A 24350-nucleotide genomic window follows, 5' to 3' on the forward strand; every position below is an offset into this window, starting at 1 on the left:
CCTATATGCGAATGACCGGAACCCGATGACGGGCTCCTGAAGGACTGCGATGATCCGATTTGCCCTGGCCCTGTTGCTGTTCGTCGTTCCCGTCGCGGCCCATGCCACGGATGCCGGCTGGGCGCTGCTGCGCGATGGCGGCCATGTCGTGCTGCTGCGTCATGCCATGGTCACCGGCACCTCCGACCCCGCCAATTTCGACATCGACAGCTGCGCCGCCCAGATCAATCTGTCGGCGCGCGGCAAGCAGCAGGCGAGCAAGATCGGCGCCTTGTTTGCCGCCCGCGCCGCGCCGATCGAACGCGTGCTGTCCAGCCGCTACTGCCGCTGCCTCGACACCGCGCGTATCGCCTTCGAGGCCGAACCGGAACTGTTCGCCCCGCTCGATCTCCTGAAGGGCGACGATGCGCAGAAGGCAGCACAGATCGCCGCCATCATGAAGGAAATCCGCGCCTATTCCGGCTCCGACAATCTGGTCATGGTCACCCATCTGGAAGACATCGTGGCGCTGACCGGTGTTTCCCCGCGCGAAGGCGAAGCCGTGGTGGTCGAGCCGCAAGGCGACGGTCTGCGCGTGCTCGGCCGCGTCACCTTCTAACGAACCGATCCGCGCCTCCAACGTTGGATGCGAGTGTTGCCGAAATACCACTGCTGAACGAAGCCACGAATTGGCCGCGACAATGCCGCTTGCGACAACCCGTCGCAGGCTCTATAGCCGCGCTCCCGGTCACGTGAACCGAAGTGAGCACAACGGTTGGAGCTTTCGTCTCCGCCCGTGCAGGCGGCATTGCCGCCCTGTATACGGCGCCGCTTTGGGGATTGGGATCGCGGATGTAGCTCAGTCTGGGAGAGCGCCGGATTTGGATCCGGAGGTCGCAGGTTCGAATCCTGCTGTCTGCACCACGGATAGCTCAGTTTGGTTAGAGCATCAGATTGTTAATCTGACTGTCGAAGGTTCGATTCCTTCTCCAACGGCCTGATAAGCCGACACCTTTGGGTGGTGTTATCCAGAAAACGGTCCGGGGACCGGAATGCTGAAGACCTGACGGACGGCCGAAGCCTTCGGGCCAAGGCCGTTTCGAAAGGTCCGACGCCATCGGCTCGCGGCCAGGTCCGCGGTGATGGTCAAGGCGCATCGTCGCCGGCAAGGGAGGCTTCGGCCTCCGGCGCCCGCTTCGCTGCCCCGCGATCCGCTCCCGAGGGCCCGCCACGGATCGATGCCACCGGTCCCCGGATCATTCGTGCCGGAAGACGATGTGAAACGAGAAACGAAGGGAAGATCGACGCATGAGTTGACGCCTCGCATGGGGCCATGCCCGACAGGAGTAATACAATGACTGTTCTCGACAAGGTTCTTGGACGCGAGCGCGTCCTCGTAAGGGAAAACGAACGTGCCCTCACCCTCCACAAGGGTGAGATCAAGGCCGTCCTGATGCCGGGCGAGCACTGGCTCGCCAACCGGCGCGGGAGCCTGGAAGTGTCAAGGCACGATCTGAAGAACCCGGAATTCGTTTCGGCATACGAGAAGGCGTTGTTCGACAAGCTCCCGGATGTGGCCGCGCGTCATTTCACCGTCGTTCGCACCGGGCGCACGGATGTCGCCATCATCGAGCGTGACGGCAATCTGCATGCCGTGCTGGCGCCGGACCGCAAGCTGGTGCTGTGGACGGATGCCGGGCCGTGGACGGTGGCCGTGATCGACGCGTCGGCCGATCTCGCCATCGATCCGGCGGTCATGCGCCGGCTCGGCCAGGCCCGGAAGGCGGAGTTGATGTCGGTCCATCCGGTCGTCGATGGCCAGGCGGGGCTGCTGTTCGTCGACGGTGTCCTGGTGCGGACGCTTGCCGCAGGCGTGCATGGCTTCTGGAACGTCGGACGCATGGTGCAGGTGAAGGTCGTCGACCTCAAGCGCCAGTCGCTCGATGTCGCCGGGCAGGAAGTGCTGACCAAGGATCGCGTGACGATCCGCGTCAACATCGCCGCCGAATACCGGGTCGTTGACCCGGTCAAGGCGGTGAGCGCCGTGAAGGACTTCTCCGAGGCCCTTTATCGCGCCCTGCAATACGCCTTCCGCAAGACGCTGGGCGCGCTGACGCTCGACCAGATCCTTGAAAAGAAGGTGACGGTCGACGAGGAAGCCGCGGCCAAGGTCCGTGCCGACATGGCCGAGATCGGCGTCGAGGTCAGCGATATCGCGCTCAAGGATGTGATCCTGCCGGGCGAGATGCGCGAGATCCTCAACCAGGTGGTTTCGGCCGAGAAGCAGGCCGAGGCCAACGTTATCCGCCGCCGCGAGGAGACGAACGCCACGCGTTCCCTCCTCAACACGGCCAGGGTGATGGCGGAGAACCCGGTGATGCTGCGGCTGAAGGAGCTCGAGGCTCTGGAAACCATCGCCGGCAAGGTCGAGCGGCTGACCGTCCACAACGGAACGGGCGGGCTGCTGAACGACCTGGTCAAGCTCCGTGACAGCTGATGCATGTCGCCCAAAAGTGGTTTCCGGTTTTGGGAAAACGACATGCATCGAAACCGAGACTAACCTGACGTAATGGGAAGGGCCGCCGGGTTGACCGGCGGCCCTTCTTGGGTTTCTTGGGCACGCTTCCCATCTGCGCCCGGACTATCAGGCCTTTTCCTGCCGGGAAAAACCGATTAGACAGCGCCCAAACAGGATGCGGACAGATTCCGCCCGCAAAGAAGGAAAAGCCCTTGTCCACCACGTTCGACAAAGTCGCCAAGATCATTGCCGACACCAGCGAGATCGATATCGACACCATCACGCCCGAGAGCCACACGATCGACGATCTCGGCATCGACAGCCTCGATTTCCTCGACATCGTCTTTGCCATCGACAAGGAATTCGGCATCAAGGTGCCGTTGGAAAAGTGGACCCAGGAAGTCAATGACGGCAAGGCTTCGACGGACGACTACTTCGTCATGAAGAACCTGTGCGCCAAGATCGACGCGCTGGTCGCCGCCAAGACCGCCTGACATCAGTTGAGCGCGCAACCTTGACGCGCTTTGCCGCCTGACCCACAAAGCCGCCCATGAGTAGCCCCCGCGACGTCGTCATCACTGGTATCGGCCTTGTCTCCTCGCTGGGAGAAGGCCCTGACGCCCACTGGCAGAAGCTCGCGCAACCGGGCCTGCAGCCGGTGCTCGAAGCCGCGCGCTTCGCGCCCTATACCGTTCATCCGCTGCCGGAGATCGACTGGAACCTGCAGATCGCCAAGCGCGGCGACCAGCGGCAGATGGAGACATGGCAACGGCTCGGCACCTATGCCGCCGGCCTTGCGCTCGATGACGCCGGTATCAAGGGCAATGACGAGCTCTGCGCGACCATGGACATGGTGGTGGCCGCCGGTGGCGGCGAGCGCGACGAGGCGGTCGATGCCGCCATCCTTGCCGCTTCGGAAAGCCGCAACGACCGCGACGTGTTGCTCAACGAGAAGCTGACCACCGAATTGCGGCCGACCTTGTTCCTGGCGCAGCTTTCCAACCTGCTCGCCGGCAACATCTCCATCGTCCATAAGGTGACGGGCTCCTCGCGCACCTTCATGGGCGAGGAAGGCGCAGGTGTTTCCGCCGTCGAGACGGCCGCTGCCCGCATCCGCTCGGGCCAGTCCACACATGTCCTGGTCGGCGGCGCGTTCCAGACCGAACATTCCGACATGCTGCTCGGCTACGAGCTTGCCGGCTATCTGCATCGCGGCCCCTGGAAGCCTGTCTGGCAAAGGCAGGGTGCCGAGGGTGGCGGCGTGGTCTCCGGCTCCGGCGGCGCCTTCCTGGTGCTGGAACAGCGTGAACACGCGGAAAGCCGTGGGCGCAAAATCTATGCCGAGCTCGGACCGGTCGTCTCCGGCCGGGCCAGGCGGTCGCGTGGAGAACTCGACGCCGAAATCGCCGGCTTGCTGAGCCAGGCGGCGCTGCCGAACGGCAAGCTGCTGGCGCTTTCGGGTGCCTCGGGCGCGCATGCGGCAACATCAGCCGAGAAAACAGCGCTCGATGCCGACGGGACAATTGCCGCACGCGGCTTCTCGACGCTGACCGGACACATGAAGGAAGCGCAGTTTCCGTTCGCCGTGGCGCTTGCCGCACTCGCCGTCGACCGCAAGGCCGCCTACCCCGTCTTTGACGCCGCAGCCGAGAAGCCGTTCGAAGGCATTCCCGCAAGCGTCCTTGCAACGGCGATCGGCTATCACCAATTCGAGGGCATGGCGCTGGTCAAGTCGGCGTAAGGCGGCGCCAGCCATGTTGCAGAGATGAACCGCTCGAGGGCTTCCCGATGACCAATTTCAGAGATCACATGGGCAGACCCATCGTCGCCGTCACCGGCATCGGCGTGGTGACTTCGCTTGGCGTCGGCAAGGCTGACAATTGGGCGGCGCTGACCTCGGGCAAGTCGGGCATCCACCCGATCACCCGCTTTCCGGTCGACCACCTCAACACCCGCATTTCCGGTATGGTCGACTTCCTGGACTCAAGCGCGAAGGGCGCCAGCCCCCTCACCTACGAGCTGGCCGAAACCGCCGCGCATGAAGCCGTGGCCGAATCCGGCCTCGATTCCAGTGATTTCGGCGGTCCCCTCTTCCTCGCCTCGCCGCCCGTCGAGCTCGACTGGCACGAACGCTTCTCGCTCTACAATTCCGACAAACAGGACGCCGGCGCCGAAAGGCTGCTGCGGGTGGCGCGCGGATTGAAGGAACTCGACATCTTCGAGACCACCCAGTTCGGCTCGATCGCCGACAGGCTCGCCGACCGGTTCGGCACGCGTGGTCTGCCGATCACGCTGTCGACCGCCTGCGCCTCGGGCGCCACCGCCATCCAGCTCGGCGTCGAGGCGATCCGCCGCGGCGAATGTGACCGGGCGCTGTCGATCGGCGCCGACGGCTCGGCGACCGCGGAGGCGCTGATCCGCTTCTCGCTGCTGTCGGCGCTGTCGACCCACAACGACATCCCGGAAAAGGCGTCAAAACCGTTTTCCAAGGACCGCGATGGTTTTGTCCTCGCCGAAGGTTCGGGCGCGCTGGTGCTGGAATCACTGGAGGCAGCCCTTGCCCGTGGCGCCACCGTTCTTGGCATCCTGCGCGGCTGCGGCGAAAAGGCCGACGATTTCCACCGCACCCGCTCCAAGCCTGACGGTTCGCCGGCAATCGCGGCGGTTCGCGCCGCCCTTGCGGATGCGGGCCTGAGCAAGGACGAGATCGACTACGTCAACGCCCATGGCACCTCGACGCCGGAAAACGACAAGATGGAGCATCTGTCGCTGTCGACCGTGTTCGGCGAGCGCATCGGCTCGATGCCGGTCTCGTCGAACAAGTCGATGATCGGCCACACGCTGTCCGCGGCGGGCGCCGTCGAGGCGGCGTTCTCGCTGATGACGATGCGCGAAAGCGTCATTCCGCCGACCATCAACTACGACAATCCCGACCCAGCGATCGTGCTCGACGTGGTGCCGAACAAGAAGCGCAACGCCGAGGTTCGCAGCGTTCTGTCGAACTCCTTCGGCTTCGGCGGCCAGAACACTTGCCTTGTCATGGCGCGGGAACCGGTCTAAGCGAGCCACTTCCGCTCGAACAGAACCGACAGGCCTTATGCGCGCACTGCAACTTATCGAGGACCGCCGTCTTGAGACGGTGGACCTGCCGCCTCCCCCGCCACCCGCACTCGGCGAAGTCACGCTGCGCATCAAGGCGGTGGCGCTGAACCATATCGACGTCTGGGGCTGGCGCGGCATGGCCTTCGCCAAGCGCAAGCTGCCGTTGGTCATCGGCGCCGAAGCCTCCGGCGAGGTCGAGGCGGTCGGTCCCGGCGTGTCCAGCCTGCTGCCCGGACAATTGGTGTCGATCTACGGCGCGCGCACCTGCGGCCTTTGCCGCGCCTGCCGCGAAGGCCGCGACAATCTCTGTGAACATGTTTCCGGCGTCCACGGCTTCCATCTCGACGGTTTTGCCCAGGAGAAGATCAACCTGCCGGCGCGCCTGCTGGTCCCCGCCCCGCCCGGCGTGAGCGACATCGGCGCCGCGGTGGCCCCCGTCACCTTCGGCACGGTCGAGCACATGCTGTTCGACAATGCGAGACTGCAGCCCGGCGAAACCATCCTCGTCCATGCCGGCGGCTCCGGCATTGGTTCGGCGGCCATCCAGCTGGCGAAGCGGATGGGCTGCACCATCATCACCACGGTCGGTTCCAACGACAAGATCGACAAGGCCAAGGCGCTCGGCGCCGACCACGTCATTAACTACCGCGAAGACCGCTTCGAAGGCGTCGTGCGCAAGCTGACCAAGAAGAAGGGCGTCGATGTCGTCTTCGAACATGTCGGCGCCGACACTTTTGCCGGCTCGATGCTGTGCCTGAAGCGCGGCGGCCGCCTGGTGACCTGCGGCTCGACCTCGGGCGTGTCGACGCAGATCAACCTGATGCAGCTCTTCCAGCAGCAATTGAAGCTGCTCGGCTCCTTCGGCTGCCGCATGGAGAACATGGCCAACGCCATGCAGAAAATGGCGGCGGGACAGGTCGCGCCGGTCATCGACACCGAAGTCGGCTTCGACGATATCGACGCAGCGCTGAAGCGCATGGAAGGCCGCGATGTTTTCGGCAAGATCATCCTGCGCGTCGCCTGAGGCGTTGACTTCGGTGCTCAAGAAGTTTCGCCGCGATCTCAGATTTCGCTATGGCAGGCAGCTGCGCCAGCTGAACTACTGGCTGGTTGCCCGCGCGGCGATGATCATCATTTCGGTGCTGCGCCTGCTGCCGGTCGACAGCGCGCTGAATTTCGCCGACCGCGTCGCGCGGTTCATTGGTCCCAGGGTCGGACGCCACCAGGTCGCCATCGACAATCTGCGCAAGGCCTATCCTGAAAAGAGCGAGGACGAAATCCAGGCCATCGCCTCCGATATGTGGGGCAACATGGCCCGCCTTGCCGCCGAATACATCTTCCTCGACGCCCTGTTCGACTACGACCCGGCCGCCAGCAAGCCCGGCCGCGTCGAGGTCAAGGGAATAGAGCACTTCGTCGAGATCGCCGCGGAGAAGCAGCCGCACATCGTCTTCACCGGCCATCTCGGCAATTTCGAGCTGCTGCCGGTGGCGGCGGCGACCTTCGGCATGAACATCACGGCGCTGTTTCGTCCGCCGAATAACCCCTACCTTGCCGACTACATCCTTTCGACGCGGCGCTCGACCATGGGGGCGCTGCTGCCGTCGATGGCCGGCGCCTCATTCGCATTGGCCGGAGTGCTGGAAAACGGCGGCAATATCGGCGTCCTCGTCGACCAGAAATTCTCCAACGGCCTGGACACGACATTCTTCGGCCGCCCCTGCCAGAGCAACCGTGTGCTGGGCACGCTTGCCCGTCACTATGACTGCGACGTCTACCCGGCGCGTTGCATCAGATTGCCCGGCAACCGCTTCCGCCTCGAGATCGAGGACAGACTGGTCTTGCCGCGCACCGCCGATGGCAGCGTCGACGTCCACGCCACCACCCAGATGCTGAACGACGTGGTCGAGCGCTGGGTGCGCGAGGATCCCGGCCAATGGATGTGGTTCCACAAAAGGTGGGAGATCAGCAACTCGCGGCGTAAAAAGCAGCCGCAGGCAAAGGCCCCGGCCGCGAACAGTTGATCTCTTCCGCTGCAGTGTTTGCCGCTTCCATTTCCGGCACTCTTGGGCCTGCGATCCAGACATTCGTAACGTTACTGGTCAGGGAATCTTAAACGACCAGGGCGCACATACCCCAGGAGATGTTCATCGACTGGGATGGAACCCGTGGCATGACGAATATCGAAATGCCGCGCCTGGATCGGGATGGCCTCGAGGATCGCTCCTTCGGCCGTCTTGGCCGGGCGTGGTCCCATCTCCGTCGGCATGGCCTGCTGGAGCCGATAAGGCTCATCCGCCGGCATGGGCTCGGCACAAGCCTTGGCTTTGTCCAGCGCAACATCAGGCATATGCTCGCCGACCGTCTCGCCCGGAAATGGGATCGCCGGCACGGCGTCGATACGGCCGGCTCGATCCAGCTCCGCGCCCTCAATATCGTCGGCCCGCACCGCGCCATGGGCAATGAAGCCGTCTGCACATCGCCCAGAACCTTCGACTTCATCATGAAGTCGCTGCCCCGCGATCTCCACAACCATACGTTCATCGACATCGGCTCCGGAAAGTCGCGAACCCTGCTGCTGGCCTCGCGATATCCGTTCGCCGAGATCATCGGCGTGGAGTTCGCACGCGAACTGGTGGAGATCGCCCGCAGTAACATCGAGCGCTTAAGCGACCCGACGCAGAAATGCCGGGCGCTCAGCGTCGTCGAGGCGGATGCGGCGACCTACGATTTTCCGGAAGTGCCCCTGGTGGTCTATTTCTACAATCCCTTCTCGAAGGACGTCCTCGATATCGTCCTGAAGAATCTCGTGTCGTCGCTCGAACGCCACCCGCGAGATTGCTTCATCGTCTATGGCAGCTCGAGCCATCGCGCGATCGACTGGGCAAGGCCCACCATCCGCGAAACCGGTAATTTCCGGGAATTGTCCGTGCCGGCCATGCCCAGCTTCCTCGATGCGGTCCGCACCATCGACTATGCGGTCTTCCAGGTTCAGGCAGCAGCGTAACGTCTGTCTTTGGTTCTCTGAATGAACCGCGCGACGGTGCGCGCGGCAAACGGCGTGCCGGCGGTGAACCGCATCAGCGGGCCGAAACTGCCGACCGCGCTCGCGCCGACGAAATGCAGGCCTGGGATGCTGGATTCGAACCCGGCGGAAAGCAGCGGCAACCCGTCCCGGCGGGCAATCGCGGCAAGCATGGCGGGCGCGAACAGACGGAGCTTGGCAATATCGATCCGGTAACCCGTGCCGAGCAGGACGTGATCGAAGGTGGCGGCATCCTTCTCGAAACGCAGTTCAATGCCATTGTCCTTGGCGGACGCACTGATGATCCTGCTGCCAGGCCCTGATCTCTATCCGGTCGAAATCCGGCTTCAGCCAGCCCGTCGCGCCGGCGCCGAGGCTGCGCCTGTTGAGCCCGGCACGGGCTGGCTCCGGGAACCGATGCACGAAACCTGGGACCTCGACCAGCCAGGAAATCGGGAACGGGCCGACCCTGGACGGCGATGCGAGCCGCTCCGACAGGAAGTCGCGCAGGCTCCAGTTCTGCTTTCCCGACAGCGCCCGATAGCCCAGCCAATGGACGTCGCCATGGCAGATGAGTTCGACATCGGCCCCGTTTCGTTTGAGCAGAACGGCGGATTCGCAGGCGCTTTGCCCACGTCCGATGACGGCAACGCGCTTGCCGCGGAAGGCCTCATAACCAGTATGTTCACTGGCATGGCTGACCAGTTCTTTTGGGATGCCGTTGAAGACAGCGGGGATCAGTTGCTGGTTCATCAGGCCGGTGGCAACGACGACGCGGCGCGCCTTGACGGCAGTGCCCTCGGCTAGCGCCAGACGAAATCCTCCGGTCGTCGTTTCGACGCGACTTACTCTGCGGGTATCCAGATCCGGAACCGTCTGGGCCTGGATCCACAATCCATAGTCGACGAAGTTTTCGAGCAGCAGCGGTTCGCGGGGCGAGATTCCGAGGACCTTTGCATATGAATCGAGCGAGAGCGGACCTTTGGTGTGGCCGATATAGGTCGCGTGCCAGGGCGAGCGCAGCCTCATGCCTCTCGGCATATGGTCGCGCCAGAAGGACATCGCGCCGCCAAGCGTGAGCGTATCGACACCTGCTCCCTTGAGGGCGGAAGCGACGGCCAGCCCGAATGGGCCGGCACCGATCACGGCCACCTCGCAGTCCGTCCTGGGCGTAAAAACGGTCATGTCAGCGGTCTCGCCTGTCTGGTTCTGCAGCCGTGGAACTCACTCCGTCACGCCGCCGTCCTAAACATTTCCCGGTTAAGATTGCGGAAAGTATCCGTCGCGTCATCACTCTCCAGCCAGTCAACGGCACGTCGATCAGGCCCGGCATCGGGTCATTCTCCTGGAATGTCGCCCATGCCCGTACTTCTGTGAATGAGCTGAAATAGGCGCGTTTTGCCAACCGGCCGCTCGAGATCAGCTTGCCGGCCGCCACAATATCCCGAACCAGATACATCCACGACGTGGCGGGCCGCGCTGAAGCTGTCTTTACCGTCTGGCCCGATTTGATCGCCCAAAGCATGGCGCCGAGGTCGACGCCGGCGGCGGCGCCCAGCCCAAACCATGTCCACGGCCGTGGATTGACGTCGAGCACCTTCATCGAGCCATCGCGCGCATCGCGCTTGAATTCGACCTCCACCAGTCCGTGATGCGCGATCGATCCAAGCAGCCGGCGCGCGGCGTCGATCAATTGCGGTTCGTCGACTACCTCCACGAAGGTGCTGGTGTAGCCGAAATCGACCGGATATTGCCGCGTGCGGCGGGCGGTGAATTCCGCCACCGGCGCGCCCTCGTTCCAGAGCGCTGCGTAAGAGAACTGGCCCTCGCCTCCGCCCGGTATCATTTCCTGAATGACGACGTTCTCGCTGCCGATCTCGTCGGCAGCCCAGATATAGGCTGTCAAAAACGCTGCTTTGTCATTGGCGAGAACGGCCTTGGCACGCGCAAAACGGCTGCGCCCGCCCATGTTCGGCTTCAGGATCACGGGAAAGCGAAGTTCGGCTGCCTCTGCCTGATCGAGCGAATTGATCTCATAGGTCAGCGGAACGGCAAGCCCCAGTTCGCCCGCCCGGCGATACAGCAGCGGCTTTTCGCAGACCCATTTCAATTGCTGCCAAGGCGGCAGCACAACGTCGAACGAGGCGGACAACTGGTCGATCGACTGCGATACGAAGCGAACTTCTGGATCGCCGCCGGCGATCAGCAGAAAACCGCCCAGCCCATGAACCTTGGCCAGATCGAGCAGGAAGGCAACGGCACCACCGTCGTCGGGGCCGGGCCACGTCATTGTCCGCTGGGCATATCGCGAAAAGCTGGGCAACGGCGTGTCGTTGCTCACCAGCCAGACAGGCACTTTTTGAGCGCCGAAGCTTCTGGCCAGCGCCAGCGTCCCGTGCGCCCCGCCAAGAATGAGCGCCCCGGCGGGCCGGCTGGGAAGACGATCGTCCATCTGTGACTGGGGATGCATCTGTCAATTCCAGCAAACGGCACGCAATGGCAGCTTTCCCGGCGAACCGATTGATCAGCCGGCAATATTTAAGCTACCCATAATAATTCAAACCGCCCGATACTGCCGATTGTCCTCAGCCAGACATTGGCATGGAAAGCACACCCCTTATCCCTCGGCAATAGCCGTCCTTGGGTAAACCTTGGCCGATTGTTGATGCCGTCAGTAAAAAGTCTCGCGCCGGGCTCCGCCCGGCAACAAGATTTGGGCGTGCGGTTAGTTCGTCACGACGATGCGCGTGTTGCCGAAGCCCACTTCCCGCACCATGGAATAGAAGGTCGCGGCATTGGCCGTATGCAGCCGCACGCAGCCATGCGAGGCCGGACGGCCGAGTTGCCTGACGGCGCCTGTCCCATGGATGGCATAGCCGCCATGGAAGAACACCGAATAAGGCATCGGCGACATCTCGTATTTGCGCGAATACCACATGCGTGCGGTCCGCTGCGGCCGATAGGTGCCACGCGGCGTGAAATAGCCCGGACGGGCAGTCGATACGACCCAGCGATAAACCTCCGACCCATACCGCACCGTCATCGTCTGTGACGACACGTCGATATTTGCTTCCAACATCGCCGCGTAACTTGCGGACGGCGTACCAAGCGCGGTTGCCAACATCGCCGCTGCTACGAGAAAGAACTTCTTCATGCGATCAAACCCCTTTGATTGCCCCTTGCCGTCTTGCCATCACGTTGTTTTTCACCTTTTTAATGGCGGTGAACGGATAGCACACACTCCTTGATCAATTTGCCAATCCAAAGCAGCGAATTTGAACGATTTCCCGCGATAGTTGCCACCACGACACGCCGCCCCGGCTTGATTGCCGGCGGGCTTGCAATGCAACGTCGTTCGTTGCTCAACTCTCCTGATGAACGAGCGACTCCTTCAAGCAATCGACGACAGGCGCGACGATGTCGTCGCGCTGACCGCTGACCTGATCCGGTTTCCGACCATCAATCCGCCCGGCGAAGCCTACCGGCCATGTGCGGAATTTATCGGCACGCGGCTGAAGAAGCGTGGTTTTGAAACCGAATTCATCCGCGCCGAAGGCACGCCCGGCGACACCGATCGCTACCCACGCGTCAATGTCGTGGCCCGCTTCGATGGCCGGTCACCCGGCGCCTGCGTCCACTTCAACTCGCATATCGACGTCGTGGAGGCCGGCGACGGCTGGACAGTCGATCCCTTTGCCGGCGTCGTCAGGGACGGCAGGGTCTATGGACGCGGCGCCTGCGACATGAAGGGCGGCCTGGCCGCGTCGATCATCGCCGCCGAAGCCTTCATGGAGGTCTATCCCGACTTTCCCGGCGCCATCGAGGTATCCGGCACGGTCGACGAGGAGTCCGGCGGCTTTGGCGGTGTCGCGCATCTGGCCAGGCTCGGCTATTTCTCCAAACCCAGGGTCGACCACGTCATCATCCCCGAGCCGCTGAACAAGGACCGCATCTGCCTTGGCCATCGCGGCGTCTGGTGGGCCGAGATCGAGACCAAGGGCGAGATCGCGCATGGCTCGATGCCGTTTCTCGGCGACAATGCGGTGCGCCATATGGGCGCTGTGCTGCAAGCTTTCGAGGACGAACTGTTCCCGGCGCTCGACCGCAAGATGACGCGCATGCCGGTGGTGCCCGAAGGCGCCAGGCGCTCGACCATGAACATCAATTCCATCCATGGCGGCCAGACCGAGGATTTCCGGCCTGGCCTGCCCTCGCCCAACGTGCCCGATTCCTGCCGGCTGACCATCGACCGCCGCTTCCTGCTCGAGGAAGACCTCGCCACGGTCAAAGGCGAAGTGACCGGTATTCTCGAGCGGCTGAAGCGCGAGCGCAAAAAGTTCGACTACGAGATCCGCGACCTGATGGAAGTGCTGCCGCTGATGACCGAGCGCGACGCGCCGGTGGTACAGGCGGTGGCGCAAGGCATTCATGCGATCTTCGACCGCGAGCCCGACTACGTCATTTCGCCCGGCACCTACGACCAGAAGCACATTGCCCGCATCGGCCATATCTACGACTGCATCGCCTATGGGCCCGGCATTCTCGATCTCGCCCACCGGCCGGACGAGTGGGTCGGCATAGAGGACATGGTGGAATCGGCCAAGGTGATGGCGATCGGCCTCAACGTGCTGCTGCGCGGCACGACCGGATGACCGGCCCGCGGCGCAAAAACATTTCTCCTGGCGCGGCGCGACAGCACGAAACGCAATTTACTCCCGCGCGAAATCACGCTTCTATCCCCGGGCTTGAGCATTTGAGCACATGGGGAGTTCAGCGATGAAACTTTGGAAGACCCTTCTGGCCGCTGCCGTGCTGGCGGTCGCAACCGCCACTTCGGCGTTTGCCGCCCGAACCGATCTCGTCATCGGCATTCCGCTTGAACCCCCGCATCTCGACCCGACGGCGGGAGCGGCCGCGGCAATCAGGGAGGTTACCTACGCCAACGTGTTCGAGGGCCTGACCCGGATCGGCCCCAATGGCGAAGTCTTGCCGGATCTCGCCGAAAGCTGGACCATTTCCGATGACGGCAAGGTTTATACCTTCAAGCTGCACAGCGGCGTGAAATTCCACGACGGCGCCGATTTCAGCGCCGAAGACGTGAAGTTCTCGCTCGACCGTGCCCGCGCGGAAAACTCCGTCAACGCGCAAAAGCAGCTCTTTGCCGCCATCGACAAGGTCGACGTGGTCGACCCCGCCACCGTGAAGGTGACGCTGACCCACCCGCAAGGCTCGTTCCTCTACAATATGGGCTGGGGCGACGCGGTGATCGTGTCGCCGAAATCCGCCGACACCAACAAGGAAAAACCTGTTGGCACCGGCCCCTTCAAGTTCGGCAACTGGGCCAAGGGTTCATCGATCACCCTGCTCAAATCGGATCACTACTGGGGCGCCCCTGTCTTCCTCGAAAAGGTCGAGTTCCGCATCGTTCCCGATGCCGCGGCGGCAGTGCCGGCCCTGCTTTCCGGCGACATCCAGGCCTTCCCCTTCTTCGATCCCGACAGCGTCTCCCAGGTCAAGGATGATCCGCGCTTCAAGGTGGTGGTCGGCGCGACCGAAGGCGAGACTATCCTGTCGATCAACAACAAGAAGCCGCCCTTCGACAAATTGCAGGTCAGGCAGGCGATTTCCTATGCGCTCGACCGCAAGGCGATCATCGACGGCGCATCGGCCGGGCTCGGCCTGCCGATCGGCTCGCATATGTCGCCGGCCAACAAATACTATGTCGACCTCACCGGCCGCTATCCGCACGACGTGGCCAAGGCCAAGGAACTGCTGAAGGAAGCGGGACTGGAGAACGGCTTCAAGGCCACGTTGAAGCTGCCGCCGACGACCTATGCGCGGCTCGGCGGCGAGATCATCGCCTCGCAGCTCCGCGATGTCGGCATCAACCTCGAGATCATCCCCGTCGAGTGGGCGCAGTGGCTGGACCAGGTGTTCACCAAGAAGGACTACGACCTGACCATCGTGTCCCATACCGAGCCGAATGACATCGATATCTATTCGCGCAAGGACTACTACTTCAATTACGCCAACCCTGCCTTCAACAAGGTGATCGCTGATCTGGAACTGACGTCCGACGAGGCCAAACGCAAGGAACTGTATGCCCAGGCGCAGAAGATCCTGGCCGACGATGCCGTGGTCGGTTTCCTCTACGAACTGCCCAAGGTCGGAGTCTGGGACGCCAAGCTGCAAGGGTTGTGGGAAAGCGCACCGATCCCCGCCAACGACCTGACCAAGGTGAAGTGGAGCGAGTGAGGTTCGTTTCGTCATCCTAGGGCGAAGCAGGCGCGCAGCGACTGCGCAGACCCTAGGATCCATTCCGTGACTTACGAGCACCCCCGCGGTGCAGAATCTGGGAGACGTGGCAGTGGAAACAGGGAGGCGCGAGGCTGGTTCTGGACCGTCGCGCTCTTCGACCTCTGTCACCAAATGGATCCTGGGGTCTACGCGACGGAGCTTCGCTCCTGCTTCGCTCCAGGATGACGACACCTCTGTCGTCCCGTGTCCATGACCGCCTACCTCCTCAAGCGCCTCGCCATCTCCCTTGCCACGCTGGTGCTGGCCTCCATCGTGGTGTTCGCCGTGCTGGAAATCCTGCCGGGCGACCCGGCGCGGCTGATGCTCGGCATGAACGCCAGCGCCGACCAGGTCGAACTCTTGCGCAACCAGATGGGCCTGGATGCGCCTCTCCTGTTGCGTTACCTGCACTGGGCCGGCGGCCTGCTCAGCCTCGATTTCGGCCGCTCTTATACTTATTCGGTGCCGGTCATCGATCTCGTGCGTGAACGGCTTGCCGTCTCGCTGCCGCTGGCGCTGATCGCGCTTGCGCTCTCCACGATCATCGCCATTCCGGTCGGCCTGTTTTCCGCCAGCCGGCGCGGCCGGGCCGGCGATACGATTTCCATGGGCGCGGCCCAGCTTGGCGTCGCCGTGCCCAATTTCTGGTTCGCGCTGATGCTGATCTATGTCTTCGCCGTCTGGCTGCGGCTGGTGCCGGCCGGCGGCTTTCCCGGCTGGAGCGCCGGCATATGGCCGGCGCTGAAATCGCTGCTGCTGCCGGCGGTGGCGCTTGCCTTGCCGCAGGCGGCCATCCTGGCGCGCGTCACCCGCTCGGCACTGATCGAGGTGCTGAACGAGGACTATATCCGCACCGCACGCGCCAAGGGCCTGCCCTACCGCGCCGTTCTCTGGCGGCACGCGCTGCGCAACGCCATGATCCCGGTCCTGACCATTCTTGGCCTCCAATTCGCCTTCCTGCTCGCCGGCACCATCATCATCGAGAATGTTTTTTATCTCCCCGGCCTCGGCCGACTGGTGTTCCAGGCCATCACCCAACGCGACCTGATCGTCGTCGAAAGCGTCGTCATGCTGCTGGTCGCCGCCGTCATAGCCGTCAACCTCGTCGTCGACCTTTCCTATGCGGTGGTCGATCCCCGCCTGAGAGGCCGGCAATGACCCTGCACATCGACATCCCTGAAGAGACACTCAGTGGCATTCTGGCCAAGGCGTTCCGGAACACGGCTTTCGTCACCGGCTTCGTCATCACCGTGCTGATCCTGGCGATGGCTGTCATCTCCTATGTCTGGACGCCCTACGATGTGACGAAGTTGGTCATAGCCGATAAGACGCAAGGCCCCTCGCTGGCACATTGGTTCGGCACCGACCACTTCGGCCGCGACATCCTGTCGATGATCATGGTCGGCGCCCGCAATTCGATCGCCGTGGCGCTGGTCGCGGTCGGCATCGGCATGGGCGTCGGCGTGCCGCTCGGCGCTTTTGCGGCCGCGCGCGGCGGCCTCGTCGACGAGGCGCTGATGCGCGTCAACGACCTCGTCTTTGCTTTCCCCGCGCTGCTGTCGGCCATCATGATTACCGCCATCTTCGGGCCGGGCGCCGTCAACGCCATCATCGCCATCGGCATCTTCAACATCCCGGTCTTTGCCCGCGTCGCCCGCGCCGGAGCGCTGGCCATCTGGCCGCGCGAATTCATCCTGGCCGCGCGCGCCGCAGGAAAAAGCAGCACGCAGATATCGATCGAACATGTGCTGCCCAACATCGCCACGCTGCTCCTGGTGCAAGGCACCATCCAGTTCGCGCTGGGCATCCTCGCCGAAGCCGGGCTTTCCTATCTCGGCCTCGGCGCGCAGCCGCCAATGCCGAGTTGGGGCCGCATGCTGTTCGACGCCCAGACCCGCATGGTGGTGGCGCCATGGATGGCGATCTTTCCCGGCATGGCGATCGTCATCACCGTGCTCGGGCTCAATCTCCTGGGCGACGGCATCGCCGACATTCTCGACCCGAGATCGCGGCGGCAGCGATGAGCCTGCTGGAAATCGACAACCTGTCGCTCACCATCGGCGACACGCAAATCCTGAAAGACATGGAGCTTTCCGTCGCCCCCGGTGAAGTGATGGGGCTGGTCGGCGAATCCGGCTCCGGCAAATCGATGACGGCGCTGACGGTGATGCGGCTTTTGCCCCATGCCGCGCGCGCCACCGGGCGCCTGACATTCGACGGCATCGACATCCTCGCAGCAACCGAGGATCAGATGTGCGCGCTGCGCGGTGACGACATCGGCATGGTGTTCCAGGAGCCGATGACGGCGCTCAACCCCGTCAAGACCATCGGCGAGCAGGTCGCCGAAGGCATACGCTGGCACACCAAGGCCACACGCGCCGCGGCTGAAGAGCGGGCGCGAAAAATGCTCGACCGCGTTGGCCTGCCGCAAGCAAAATTCCCGATGTCGCGCTACCCGCACGAACTGTCGGGCGGCCAGCGCCAGCGCGTCGTCATCGCCATCGCCTGCGCGCTAAAGCCGAAGCTCTTGATCGCCGACGAGCCGACAACGGCGCTCGACGTGGTGCTGCAGGCGCAGATCCTCGACCTCCTGCGCGACCTCGTCGCCGAGAGCCGCATGGGACTGCTCCTGATCTCGCACGATCTCGCGGTGGTGACCGAGATGGCCGACCGCATCACCATCCTACGCCGCGGCGAGGTGATGGAAGCCGGCGACACCGCCCGCACGCTGTCCGAACAGCTCCATCCCTACACGCGCCAGCTGGCGCAGGCCTCGATGCATGTGCCAGCACGCGCCAGAACGCATGACGCAAGCCAAAGCAAGCCTCTGCTCCAGGTCGAAAGCGTGACCCGCGATTATCGCGGGCGGCGCACCTCCCTGTTCAAACGGGCTGCCTCTATTCGCGCCGTCGACAATGTCTCCCTGTCGATGCAGCCGGGCCAGTCGGTGGCACTGGTCGGCCGCTCCGGCTGCGGTAAGTCAACGCTCGCCCGCATGATCCTGGCACTGGACAAGCCTAGTTCGGGCACGATCCGGTTTCGCGGCGAGGCCGTCACCGGCAAGAGCGAGGCCGAGTTGAAACCCGCCCGGCGCGACATGCAGGTTGTCTTCCAGGACCCGTACGGCTCCTTCGATCCGCGCCAGAAGGTCGAGAAACTGGTCGCGGAGCCCTTGCATGTGCTGGACAAGAAGCCGACGCGGGCCGAGCGCCGCGAGATGGTGGCGCACGCACTGCACGAGGTCGGCCTCGATCAGCGCGACATGGACAAATACCCGCACGAATTTTCGGGCGGCCAGCGGCAGCGCCTGTCGATCGCCCGCGCCATCATCACCCGCCCCAAGCTGGTCGTCGCCGACGAGCCGGTCTCGGCGCTCGACGTTTCGATTCGCGCCCAGATTCTCGACCTGTTCGCCGAACTCAACCAGAAGCTCGGCATCGCCTACCTCTTCATCACCCATGACCTGACCGTTGCGCGGGCCATCACGGACGAGGTGCTGGTCATGCATGACGGCAGGATCGTCGAGCGCGGCAAGACGAGCGAAGTGCTCGATCATCCGCAATCCGAGGCCGCAAGGGCGCTGGTCGCGGCCGCGCCAGACCTGCACCGGGCAATTGCTCGGCGGATGCAAGAACAGGGTTGAACTCTCAGATCATCTGGAATTTTCCGGTAGCCCTGAATCGAAGGTAGGCTTCGATGCTGCGCACCATATTGGGCAGCATTTCAGGCAGTTTATCGACAGAGAACCAGCCAACGGCACTACTCTCGTCGTCCATGACGGCCGGCTCGCCTTCAAAGGAGCGCGCATAGAACATCAGCGCGAAGAACTGGGTGCGGTCGCCATTCGGAAACTGGAAGGTTTCATACTGCGGGTCGCAGCCGAACCCGAACGGCTCGATGCCCCTGACGATCAGGCCAGTTTCCTCGACCACCTCCCTGGCCGCCACCGCTTCCAGACCCTCGCCTTCCTCGGCATTACCGCCAGGCAAGCCCCACAAGCCGAAATCAGTCCGTTTCTGCAACAGGATTCGGCCGTCGTCGCGCTCGATGACGACGCGCGCGCCCGGCATCAGCACCAGGCGATTCCCGATCAACTCTCGCAACTGTCCCAGATAGCTGTCGGCAAAGGCCATTCAAATGCGCTCCTCGACGCCAGCGAACTGCGCCCTACTCTTCCGGCTTCACCACATCGACAGGGCTGATGTCGAGCAGGTCGAGCGTGCGGCGCAAGAGGCGCACCTCGCTCTCGGCCAGCTGCGAATCCGCCTTGGCGATCTCTGCCATATGCTGGGCCAATTGCTTGCGCCGTTCCACGTCGAGATCGCGAAACAGCGCGATCGCCTGCGAGCCGTTGGTCTCGTAGCCGAACTCGTTGAGATATTCGATGACGGCGTCGATACTGGTTTCCTGAATGCCGAAGGCGTCCTTGCAGATGCGCCGGAAGGCAACCATCTCGCTCTCGCTGACCGTCCCGTCGGCCAGGATCATGCGGAACAGCATCAGCAGTTCGGCCGACAGGACAGGATCGTCGGCGACCTTGCGCACGCCCGGGTCGCCGTCGAAGATGGAGCGTATCTGGTCCAGCAATGCGAATGCCATCAGGGGCCTCTTTCCGGGTTAACCAAATCCAAGCGCATTGCGCTTGGATAGAGGTAGCGCGGAATCGGCCTTGCGCAAACAGGGCTGTCGTGGTCGAACGCCGTTATCCCGCCGACTGGACGTCTCCGTACATCAGATGATCGACCTCACCACCCAGACAATCATCATGCTCGCCTTCGCCGCCTTCGCGGCGGGCTTTGTCGATTCGATTGCCGGCGGCGGTGGGCTGATCACCATTCCGGCACTTTTGCTTGCCGGCTTCTCGCCGGTCGAAGCGCTTGGAACCAACAAGCTGCAAGGCATGTTCGGCTCCGGCTCGGCCACCATCCACTATGCCTCCAAGGGCCATGTCGACCTGCGTCGGCAGTTGCCGTCGGCGCTGCTGGCGGCTGCAGGCGGTGTCATTGGCGCCTTGCTGGCCACCATCGTTCCGGGCGATCTTCTGCGCGCCCTGCTGCCGCTGGTGCTGATCGCCATTGCGCTCTATTTCGCCCTCAAGCCCAACATGAACGATGTCGACCGGGCCGAGCGCCTGTCGCCCTTCCTGTTCGGGCTGACCCTGGTTCCGGCAATCGGCTTCTATGACGGCTTGTTCGGCCCCGGCGCCGGCTCCTTCTATATGCTGGCCTTCGTCGCCCTTGCCGGCTACGGCGTGCTTAAGGCGACGGCGCACACCAAGCTGCTCAACTTCGCCTCCAACATCGGCGGCTTCATCGTCTTCGCCGCTGTCGGTGTCATCTCCTGGAAAATCGGCCTGATGATGGGCGTTGCCCAGTTCCTCGGTGCCCGCTTCGGTGCAAGCCTCGCCATGCGCATCGGCGCCAGACTGATCAAGCCGCTGCTGGTGGTCGTCTGCCTGGCGCTGGCCGTAAAGCTGCTGGCCGATCCGGCCAACCCGCTGCGTGTCATGATTGGTGTGTGATCACGCGCCTGTTACTATGGCGCTGTTCGAATCATGTTGGAGGAGCCACACATGAATCTCAGCGCGCCTACCCAGATCGTTTTCATAATTTCCCTGGTCATCGCCATCATCGGCATTCTTGCCGCCCTTGGCGTTCTTGCATTTATCCCGCTCGCATCGGTGTGGATCGTTCTCATTGCCTACATCGTGCTCGCCGCCGGCTGCCTGATACGCGGCGCCTGACAAGTTTCCCTTGAAGTGGGGACAGAGAGCGCCCGGCCAAAAGCCGGGCGCTTTTGATTCTGACCAACGGCTGATAGATTTGTCCGGCGGAAGGATGGCCGATGCCGATCGAGATGCAGCAACGGAAGGAACAGGATTGCTCCATCGCGGGGCGCTTCGAGATGCGCCGGCGCCTTCCTGATCCTGCACTTGACGGCATTGTGTCAGATATTTGTGGCTATCGCGAAACAGCGGCAGGCCACTTCCGCAACGTCGAATACGCTTCGCTCACCGTGCCTTTGGTGTTCAGTTTCGCCGAGCCCTTTGCCATCGGCCTCGGCAAGGCGCCCGACGACAATGACCGCTTCGCCAGTTTCGCAGCCGGGCTTTTTGCCGGACCGGTGATGATCGAATCCTTCGGCACCGCCTGCTGCATACAGGTCAACTTTACGCCGCTTGGGGCGCGCCGTTTCTTCCGCTTGCCGATGAGCGAACTGACCGACAGCATGGTCGTCCTCGACGACGTGCTGGGCGCCGAGGGCATGGCGCTGCGTGAACAGCTCGGCAATGCGCCGGACTGGGCGTCGCGTTTCGACCTTGCGGAAGCATTCGTCACCGCCCGGCTTGAGCGCGCCGCCGAAACGCCACTGGAAATCGCCTGGGCCTATGACCGCATCATCGCCTCCGGCGGCCGGGCCCGCATTTCCGCCATCGCCGAAAAACTGGGCTGGAGCCGAAAGCATCTCGCCGGCAGCTTTTCCAATGCGATCGGCATCGGCCCGAAGACATTGTCGCGCATCGTCCGCTTCAACCGGGCGCTTGGCCTGTCACGGCAGCAGACCGCCGATTGGGCCGATATCGCCGCCGATTGCGGCTATGCCGACCAGGCGCATCTGGTGCGCGAGTTCCGCGACCTTGCCGGCGAGACGCCGACGGCGCTCTCGGTCAGGTAACATTTCTTCAAGACGCTGGAGCGGCCTTCGAACAGAGTGGGTTATCGACCGACCCAGATCAAGGAGGTTCCCATGCCCATCACCACCGAAGCCCCGCGCCTTTACCCTGCCCTGCGCTACAAAAACGCGGCAAAAATGATTGACTGGCTCTGCGAGGCCTTCGGCTTCAGCGTCCGTGCCCGCTATGGCGAAGGCGATGTCGTGCACCATGCCGAACTGGTCTTTGGTGCCTCGATGATCATGCTGGGCAGCGCACGCGACGACGATTACGGCAAGATGGTCGGCGAACCCGGCACCGGCGGCGGCAAGTCGATCTATGTCGCCGTCGACGACGCCGATGCCGCCTATGCCAAGGCCAGGAACGCCGGCGCCACGATCGTCCAGGAACTGACCGACCGCGACTATGGCAGCCGCGAGTTCATCTGCCGCGATCCGGAAGGCAGCGTCTGGTCGTTCGGCACCTACTGGCCGAAGGCGGGGGAGAAGGCGTGAGCTGGCCTGAGGCGTGCCGAGATTCAGGTCAGGCCGAGCCGAAAAATGACTGATACCGAGAACCGGAGCGGAGCGTACTCAAGTAGGTGAGCACCGGAAGCACAGGAAACCGGCATTTGCAGGCCGGCCTCACCTGAGTATCGGCACGCCTCACCGAGCCAGGCCGAAGATCGCGTCGCAGTCGAGGTGGCTCTCCAGCTCGGCCGCGACGTCGTCTAGCGCCCGTTCGACGTCAGCGCGGTAGTCGATGCCGGCGCCCTTTATGCCGAGGCTTTCGAGGAATTTTCCGCGAAAAGCGTCGGCGCCGAACAGGCCGTGCATATAGGTGCCTGACACCTTGCCATCAGCGGAGATCGCACCGTCTGCAACGCCGTTGATGATCGCCGACGGCCGCATCGTGTCCGGGCCGGAGGTGCGGCCGAGATGGATTTCGTAGCCTTCGAGCGGCAGGTCGAATTGGACCGAGCGGGCGCTGACATTGCGCACCGTCTTCTCCGGCTCCATCACCGTTTCGATATCGAGCAGGCCAAGCCCTTCGGCCTCGGTGACACTGCCTTCGATGCCGTCGGGATCGCGCACCCTGCGACCAAGCATCTGAAAGCCGCCGCAAATGCCGACGACATGGCCGCCGCGCTTGCGATGCGCGGCAAGATCCCGGTCCCAGCCATTCTCGCGGAATCTTATGAGATCGCCGATCGTCGATTTGGAGCCGGGAATGACCACCAGCCCGGCGTCGGCCGGCAGCGGCTTTCCCGGCGGCACGAACACCACCTCGACCTGCGGTTCGGCCTTGAGCGGATCGAGATCGTCGAAATTGGCGATGCGGCCAAGCATCGGCACCGCCACCTTCAGCGCCCGCGCCTCGCCGGATGCCAGCCGCTCCAGCACCACCGAATCCTCCGAAGGCAGCCGCGCCGCCGCCTTGAGCCACGGCACGACGCCAAAGCAGCGCCAGCCGGTGAATCTCTCGATCGCCTTGAGGCCGTCATCGAACAGCGAGACATCGCCGCGGAACTTGTTGATGAGGTAGCCGACGATCATGCGGCGGTCTTCTTCCGGCAGGATCAGATGCGTGCCCGCGACCGAGGCGATGACGCCGCCGCGATCGATGTCGCCGACCAGCACAACCGGCACATCGGCACGCGTGGCAAAGCCCATATTGGCGATGTCGCGGCTTCTGAGGTTGATTTCGGCCGGCGAACCGGCGCCCTCGACGATGACCAGATCGGCGCCCTCGCCGACCTTGCCCCAGGAGTCCAGCACGGCGTCCATCAATCGGGCCTTCAGCGCCTGGTAATCGCGCGCGCGCGCCTCGCCGAACACCTTGCCTTGCACGATGACCTGCGCGCCGATATCGGTCTGCGGCTTGAGCAGAACCGGATTCATGTGCACCGATGGCGCAACGCCGCAAGCGATCGCCTGCAGCCACTGCGCGCGGCCGATCTCGCCGCCGCTTTTGCTGTTGTCGCCGGGAATGTCGGCGACCGCGGCGTTGTTCGACATGTTCTGCGGCTTGAACGGCCGCACCTTGAGCCCGCGCTTCTTCGCGGCGCGGCACAGGCCGGCGACCAGCACCGTCTTGCCGACATCCGAACCCGTGCCTTGCAGCATGATCGCCCTGGCCATCAGCTTCGGCCCTGCGTGGCGGTTCCGGTGATCGTGGATTTCTGCGCCAGCGGCCCGCCGCGCCAGATGTAGAGCGCCAGAAGCGGCTCTTTGCCGGTTCGCATCGCGTGGTTGACATTCGAGGCGTGGTGGACGACCTCGCCCGCCTCCCGCACGCGAAAACCGCCCTCGCCCATGCGCCATTCCGTACCGCCCGTCAGCGGAATGTAGATCTCCTCGGCGACGTGATGATGGTCGGGGTAGACGATCTCCGGCCCAAGGATCAGCAGGCCGGCGGCCACTTCGTCATTGGCAAAATGGCCGCGCGTGCCGAACACTTCCAGCCAGCCATAATTGTCGATGAAGGCCTTGCCGAAATCCGTCTCGGTGTACGTCTGCCCCCAGTGCAATCCGTTGCGATGCTCCACCAGCCATTGCACCAACGCTTTCGCAGCAGGTGGCGCCAGCTCGGCGGCACGGTCGAGATGGCGCACGCAGCTGATCCTATGCGGCTCCAGCGCGCTGGCCGGCATATCCCAGCCGATGCTGGCCACGGCGTCGCGCACCAGGGCATTGTCCACGCAAGCGAGATAGGCGTGGAATTGCCGAAGCAGCTCATCGAATTTTGTCGTCACATCTCGCTCCGGGCATGCATTG

Annotated in this window: 25 protein-coding genes and 2 tRNA genes; 19 read left to right on the forward strand and 8 right to left on the reverse strand. The window is 63.5% G+C overall.

Translation table 11 applies throughout. The annotated features are described in order from the left end of the window. Window positions 1-49: 49 nt before the first annotated feature. The 10 genes from ACVILI_RS22115 (at window position 50) to ACVILI_RS22160 (ending at window position 8606) form a co-directional block, all read left to right on the forward strand. A complete protein-coding gene (locus ACVILI_RS22115) occupies window positions 50-598 on the forward strand; it encodes a histidine phosphatase family protein (RefSeq protein WP_038647338.1) in 549 nt (182 codons plus the stop codon). 229 nt (window positions 599-827) lie between these two features. Beyond that, a tRNA-OTHER gene (locus ACVILI_RS22120) sits at window positions 828-903 on the forward strand. Window position 904: 1 nt separating this feature from the next. After that, window positions 905-972: transfer RNA gene (locus ACVILI_RS22125), tRNA-Asn, on the forward strand. A 361-nt stretch (window positions 973-1333) separates the two neighbouring features. Beyond that, window positions 1334-2476: a slipin family protein gene (locus ACVILI_RS22130; RefSeq protein WP_038647339.1), complete on the forward strand. Its 1143-nt coding sequence runs from the start codon at window positions 1334-1336 to the stop codon at window positions 2474-2476. Window positions 2477-2709: 233 nt separating this feature from the next. Beyond that, window positions 2710-2991, forward strand: coding sequence for an acyl carrier protein (locus ACVILI_RS22135; RefSeq protein ID WP_010909964.1), 282 nt, complete (start codon window positions 2710-2712; stop codon window positions 2989-2991). A gap of 56 nt (window positions 2992-3047) precedes the next feature. Then, a complete protein-coding gene (locus tag ACVILI_RS22140) occupies window positions 3048-4238 on the forward strand; it encodes a beta-ketoacyl-ACP synthase (protein WP_038647341.1) in 1191 nt (396 codons plus the stop codon). 47 nt (window positions 4239-4285) lie between these two features. Beyond that, window positions 4286-5557, forward strand: coding sequence for a beta-ketoacyl-ACP synthase (locus tag ACVILI_RS22145; protein ID WP_038647343.1), 1272 nt, complete (start codon window positions 4286-4288; stop codon window positions 5555-5557). Between the two features lie 37 nt (window positions 5558-5594). Beyond that, the gene (locus tag ACVILI_RS22150) at window positions 5595-6623 is read left to right on the forward strand and encodes a zinc-binding dehydrogenase (RefSeq protein ID WP_038647345.1); all 1029 of its coding nucleotides are present in this window, start codon (window positions 5595-5597) and stop codon (window positions 6621-6623) included. A 13-nt stretch (window positions 6624-6636) separates the two neighbouring features. After that, on the forward strand, window positions 6637-7623 hold the full coding sequence (locus ACVILI_RS22155) for a lipid A biosynthesis lauroyl acyltransferase (protein WP_032921115.1): 987 nt from the start codon (window positions 6637-6639) through the stop codon (window positions 7621-7623). 149 nt (window positions 7624-7772) lie between these two features. Next, window positions 7773-8606: a class I SAM-dependent methyltransferase gene (locus ACVILI_RS22160; protein WP_051726920.1), complete on the forward strand. Its 834-nt coding sequence runs from the start codon at window positions 7773-7775 to the stop codon at window positions 8604-8606. Here ACVILI_RS22160 and ACVILI_RS22165 read toward each other — a convergent pair. The 4 genes from ACVILI_RS22165 to ACVILI_RS22180 form a co-directional block, all read right to left on the reverse strand. Then, window positions 8591-8797, reverse strand: a complete 207-nt coding sequence (locus ACVILI_RS22165) for a hypothetical protein (protein WP_457102614.1) — start codon at window positions 8795-8797, stop codon at window positions 8591-8593. The genes ACVILI_RS22160 and ACVILI_RS22165 overlap by 16 nt on opposite strands. A gap of 97 nt (window positions 8798-8894) precedes the next feature. Then, a complete protein-coding gene (locus tag ACVILI_RS22170) occupies window positions 8895-9809 on the reverse strand; it encodes an NAD(P)-binding domain-containing protein (protein WP_457102615.1) in 915 nt (304 codons plus the stop codon). A gap of 1 nt (window position 9810) precedes the next feature. Next, the gene (locus ACVILI_RS22175) at window positions 9811-11076 is read right to left on the reverse strand and encodes a carboxylate--amine ligase (RefSeq protein ID WP_240564648.1); all 1266 of its coding nucleotides are present in this window, start codon (window positions 11074-11076) and stop codon (window positions 9811-9813) included. Window positions 11077-11349: 273 nt separating this feature from the next. Continuing rightward, window positions 11350-11778, reverse strand: coding sequence for a L,D-transpeptidase (locus tag ACVILI_RS22180; RefSeq protein WP_038647351.1), 429 nt, complete (start codon window positions 11776-11778; stop codon window positions 11350-11352). A gap of 220 nt (window positions 11779-11998) precedes the next feature. On the opposite strand from ACVILI_RS22180, the gene ACVILI_RS22185 reads away from it, so the two are divergent. From ACVILI_RS22185 to ACVILI_RS22205, 5 genes are all read left to right on the forward strand, one after another. Next, window positions 11999-13276, forward strand: a complete 1278-nt coding sequence (locus tag ACVILI_RS22185; RefSeq protein ID WP_038647353.1) for an acetylornithine deacetylase/succinyl-diaminopimelate desuccinylase family protein — start codon at window positions 11999-12001, stop codon at window positions 13274-13276. Between the two features lie 124 nt (window positions 13277-13400). Beyond that, complete coding sequence (locus ACVILI_RS22190) at window positions 13401-14879, forward strand: ABC transporter substrate-binding protein (protein WP_027046939.1); 1479 nt, start codon at window positions 13401-13403, stop codon at window positions 14877-14879. Window positions 14880-15131: 252 nt separating this feature from the next. Next, window positions 15132-16079 carry an ABC transporter permease gene (locus ACVILI_RS22195; protein WP_038647355.1) on the forward strand — a complete coding sequence of 316 codons (948 nt, stop codon included), beginning with the start codon at window positions 15132-15134 and terminating at the stop codon, window positions 16077-16079. Further along, the gene (locus ACVILI_RS22200) at window positions 16076-16945 is read left to right on the forward strand and encodes an ABC transporter permease (protein ID WP_202359783.1); all 870 of its coding nucleotides are present in this window, start codon (window positions 16076-16078) and stop codon (window positions 16943-16945) included. Before ACVILI_RS22195 ends, ACVILI_RS22200 begins: the two co-directional genes overlap by 4 nt. After that, window positions 16942-18564: an ABC transporter ATP-binding protein gene (locus ACVILI_RS22205; protein ID WP_038647359.1), complete on the forward strand. Its 1623-nt coding sequence runs from the start codon at window positions 16942-16944 to the stop codon at window positions 18562-18564. The genes ACVILI_RS22200 and ACVILI_RS22205 overlap by 4 nt, the downstream gene beginning before the upstream one ends. Before the next feature lie 4 nt (window positions 18565-18568). Here ACVILI_RS22205 and ACVILI_RS22210 read toward each other — a convergent pair whose 3' ends face one another. Further along, window positions 18569-19054 carry an NUDIX domain-containing protein gene (locus tag ACVILI_RS22210; RefSeq protein ID WP_019858659.1) on the reverse strand — a complete coding sequence of 162 codons (486 nt, stop codon included), beginning with the start codon at window positions 19052-19054 and terminating at the stop codon, window positions 18569-18571. Between the two features lie 34 nt (window positions 19055-19088). After that, window positions 19089-19520 (reverse strand): TerB family tellurite resistance protein, encoded by a 432-nt coding sequence (locus ACVILI_RS22215; protein ID WP_027046940.1) that lies wholly within the window; start codon window positions 19518-19520, stop codon window positions 19089-19091. A 136-nt stretch (window positions 19521-19656) separates the two neighbouring features. Between ACVILI_RS22215 and ACVILI_RS22220 the strand changes: the two genes are divergently transcribed. The 4 genes from ACVILI_RS22220 to ACVILI_RS22235 all read left to right on the forward strand — a co-directional run bounded on the left by ACVILI_RS22220 (window position 19657) and on the right by ACVILI_RS22235 (window position 22088). After that, window positions 19657-20442 carry a TSUP family transporter gene (locus ACVILI_RS22220; protein WP_038647361.1) on the forward strand — a complete coding sequence of 262 codons (786 nt, stop codon included), beginning with the start codon at window positions 19657-19659 and terminating at the stop codon, window positions 20440-20442. Between the two features lie 51 nt (window positions 20443-20493). Further along, the gene (locus ACVILI_RS22225; protein WP_457102616.1) at window positions 20494-20664 is read left to right on the forward strand and encodes a hypothetical protein; all 171 of its coding nucleotides are present in this window, start codon (window positions 20494-20496) and stop codon (window positions 20662-20664) included. 101 nt (window positions 20665-20765) lie between these two features. Then, the gene (locus tag ACVILI_RS22230) at window positions 20766-21596 is read left to right on the forward strand and encodes a helix-turn-helix domain-containing protein (protein ID WP_019858663.1); all 831 of its coding nucleotides are present in this window, start codon (window positions 20766-20768) and stop codon (window positions 21594-21596) included. A 72-nt stretch (window positions 21597-21668) separates the two neighbouring features. Further along, entirely contained in the window at window positions 21669-22088 is a 420-nt protein-coding gene (locus ACVILI_RS22235; protein ID WP_027046941.1) for a VOC family protein, read from the forward strand. Between the two features lie 150 nt (window positions 22089-22238). Here the strand turns inward: ACVILI_RS22235 and ACVILI_RS22240 are convergent, their stop codons facing one another. Continuing rightward, window positions 22239-23714, reverse strand: coding sequence for a cobyric acid synthase (locus tag ACVILI_RS22240; RefSeq protein ID WP_038647365.1), 1476 nt, complete (start codon window positions 23712-23714; stop codon window positions 22239-22241). Then, window positions 23714-24328, reverse strand: coding sequence for a dimethylsulfonioproprionate lyase family protein (locus ACVILI_RS22245; protein ID WP_019858666.1), 615 nt, complete (start codon window positions 24326-24328; stop codon window positions 23714-23716). Before ACVILI_RS22245 ends, ACVILI_RS22240 begins: the two co-directional genes overlap by 1 nt. Window positions 24329-24350: the final 22 nt, after the last annotated feature.

The sequence above is a fragment of the Mesorhizobium sp. USDA 4775 genome, from assembly GCF_054062655.1.

Excerpts from the sequence above, each read along its gene's own strand:
- ACVILI_RS22115 (WP_038647338.1), top strand. The coding sequence starts at position 50 with ATGATCCGATTTGCCCTGGCCCTGTTGCTGTTCGTCGTTCCCGTCGCG.
- ACVILI_RS22130 (WP_038647339.1), top strand. The coding sequence starts at position 1,334 with ATGACTGTTCTCGACAAGGTTCTTGGACGCGAGCGCGTCCTCGTAAGG.
- ACVILI_RS22140 (WP_038647341.1), top strand. The coding sequence starts at position 3,048 with ATGAGTAGCCCCCGCGACGTCGTCATCACTGGTATCGGCCTTGTCTCC.
- ACVILI_RS22145 (WP_038647343.1), top strand. The coding sequence starts at position 4,286 with ATGACCAATTTCAGAGATCACATGGGCAGACCCATCGTCGCCGTCACC.
- ACVILI_RS22150 (WP_038647345.1), top strand. The coding sequence starts at position 5,595 with ATGCGCGCACTGCAACTTATCGAGGACCGCCGTCTTGAGACGGTGGAC.
- ACVILI_RS22160 (WP_051726920.1), top strand. The coding sequence starts at position 7,773 with ATGACGAATATCGAAATGCCGCGCCTGGATCGGGATGGCCTCGAGGAT.
- ACVILI_RS22165 (WP_457102614.1), bottom strand. The coding sequence starts at position 8,797 with ATGCTTGCCGCGATTGCCCGCCGGGACGGGTTGCCGCTGCTTTCCGCC.
- ACVILI_RS22170 (WP_457102615.1), bottom strand. The coding sequence starts at position 9,809 with ATGACCGTTTTTACGCCCAGGACGGACTGCGAGGTGGCCGTGATCGGT.
- ACVILI_RS22175 (WP_240564648.1), bottom strand. The coding sequence starts at position 11,076 with ATGGACGATCGTCTTCCCAGCCGGCCCGCCGGGGCGCTCATTCTTGGC.
- ACVILI_RS22180 (WP_038647351.1), bottom strand. The coding sequence starts at position 11,778 with ATGAAGAAGTTCTTTCTCGTAGCAGCGGCGATGTTGGCAACCGCGCTT.
- ACVILI_RS22185 (WP_038647353.1), top strand. The coding sequence starts at position 11,999 with ATGAACGAGCGACTCCTTCAAGCAATCGACGACAGGCGCGACGATGTC.
- ACVILI_RS22190 (WP_027046939.1), top strand. The coding sequence starts at position 13,401 with ATGAAACTTTGGAAGACCCTTCTGGCCGCTGCCGTGCTGGCGGTCGCA.
- ACVILI_RS22195 (WP_038647355.1), top strand. The coding sequence starts at position 15,132 with ATGACCGCCTACCTCCTCAAGCGCCTCGCCATCTCCCTTGCCACGCTG.
- ACVILI_RS22200 (WP_202359783.1), top strand. The coding sequence starts at position 16,076 with ATGACCCTGCACATCGACATCCCTGAAGAGACACTCAGTGGCATTCTG.
- ACVILI_RS22205 (WP_038647359.1), top strand. The coding sequence starts at position 16,942 with ATGAGCCTGCTGGAAATCGACAACCTGTCGCTCACCATCGGCGACACG.
- ACVILI_RS22210 (WP_019858659.1), bottom strand. The coding sequence starts at position 19,054 with ATGGCCTTTGCCGACAGCTATCTGGGACAGTTGCGAGAGTTGATCGGG.
- ACVILI_RS22215 (WP_027046940.1), bottom strand. The coding sequence starts at position 19,520 with ATGGCATTCGCATTGCTGGACCAGATACGCTCCATCTTCGACGGCGAC.
- ACVILI_RS22220 (WP_038647361.1), top strand. The coding sequence starts at position 19,657 with ATGATCGACCTCACCACCCAGACAATCATCATGCTCGCCTTCGCCGCC.
- ACVILI_RS22225 (WP_457102616.1), top strand. The coding sequence starts at position 20,494 with ATGAATCTCAGCGCGCCTACCCAGATCGTTTTCATAATTTCCCTGGTC.
- ACVILI_RS22230 (WP_019858663.1), top strand. The coding sequence starts at position 20,766 with ATGCCGATCGAGATGCAGCAACGGAAGGAACAGGATTGCTCCATCGCG.
- ACVILI_RS22235 (WP_027046941.1), top strand. The coding sequence starts at position 21,669 with ATGCCCATCACCACCGAAGCCCCGCGCCTTTACCCTGCCCTGCGCTAC.
- ACVILI_RS22240 (WP_038647365.1), bottom strand. The coding sequence starts at position 23,714 with ATGGCCAGGGCGATCATGCTGCAAGGCACGGGTTCGGATGTCGGCAAG.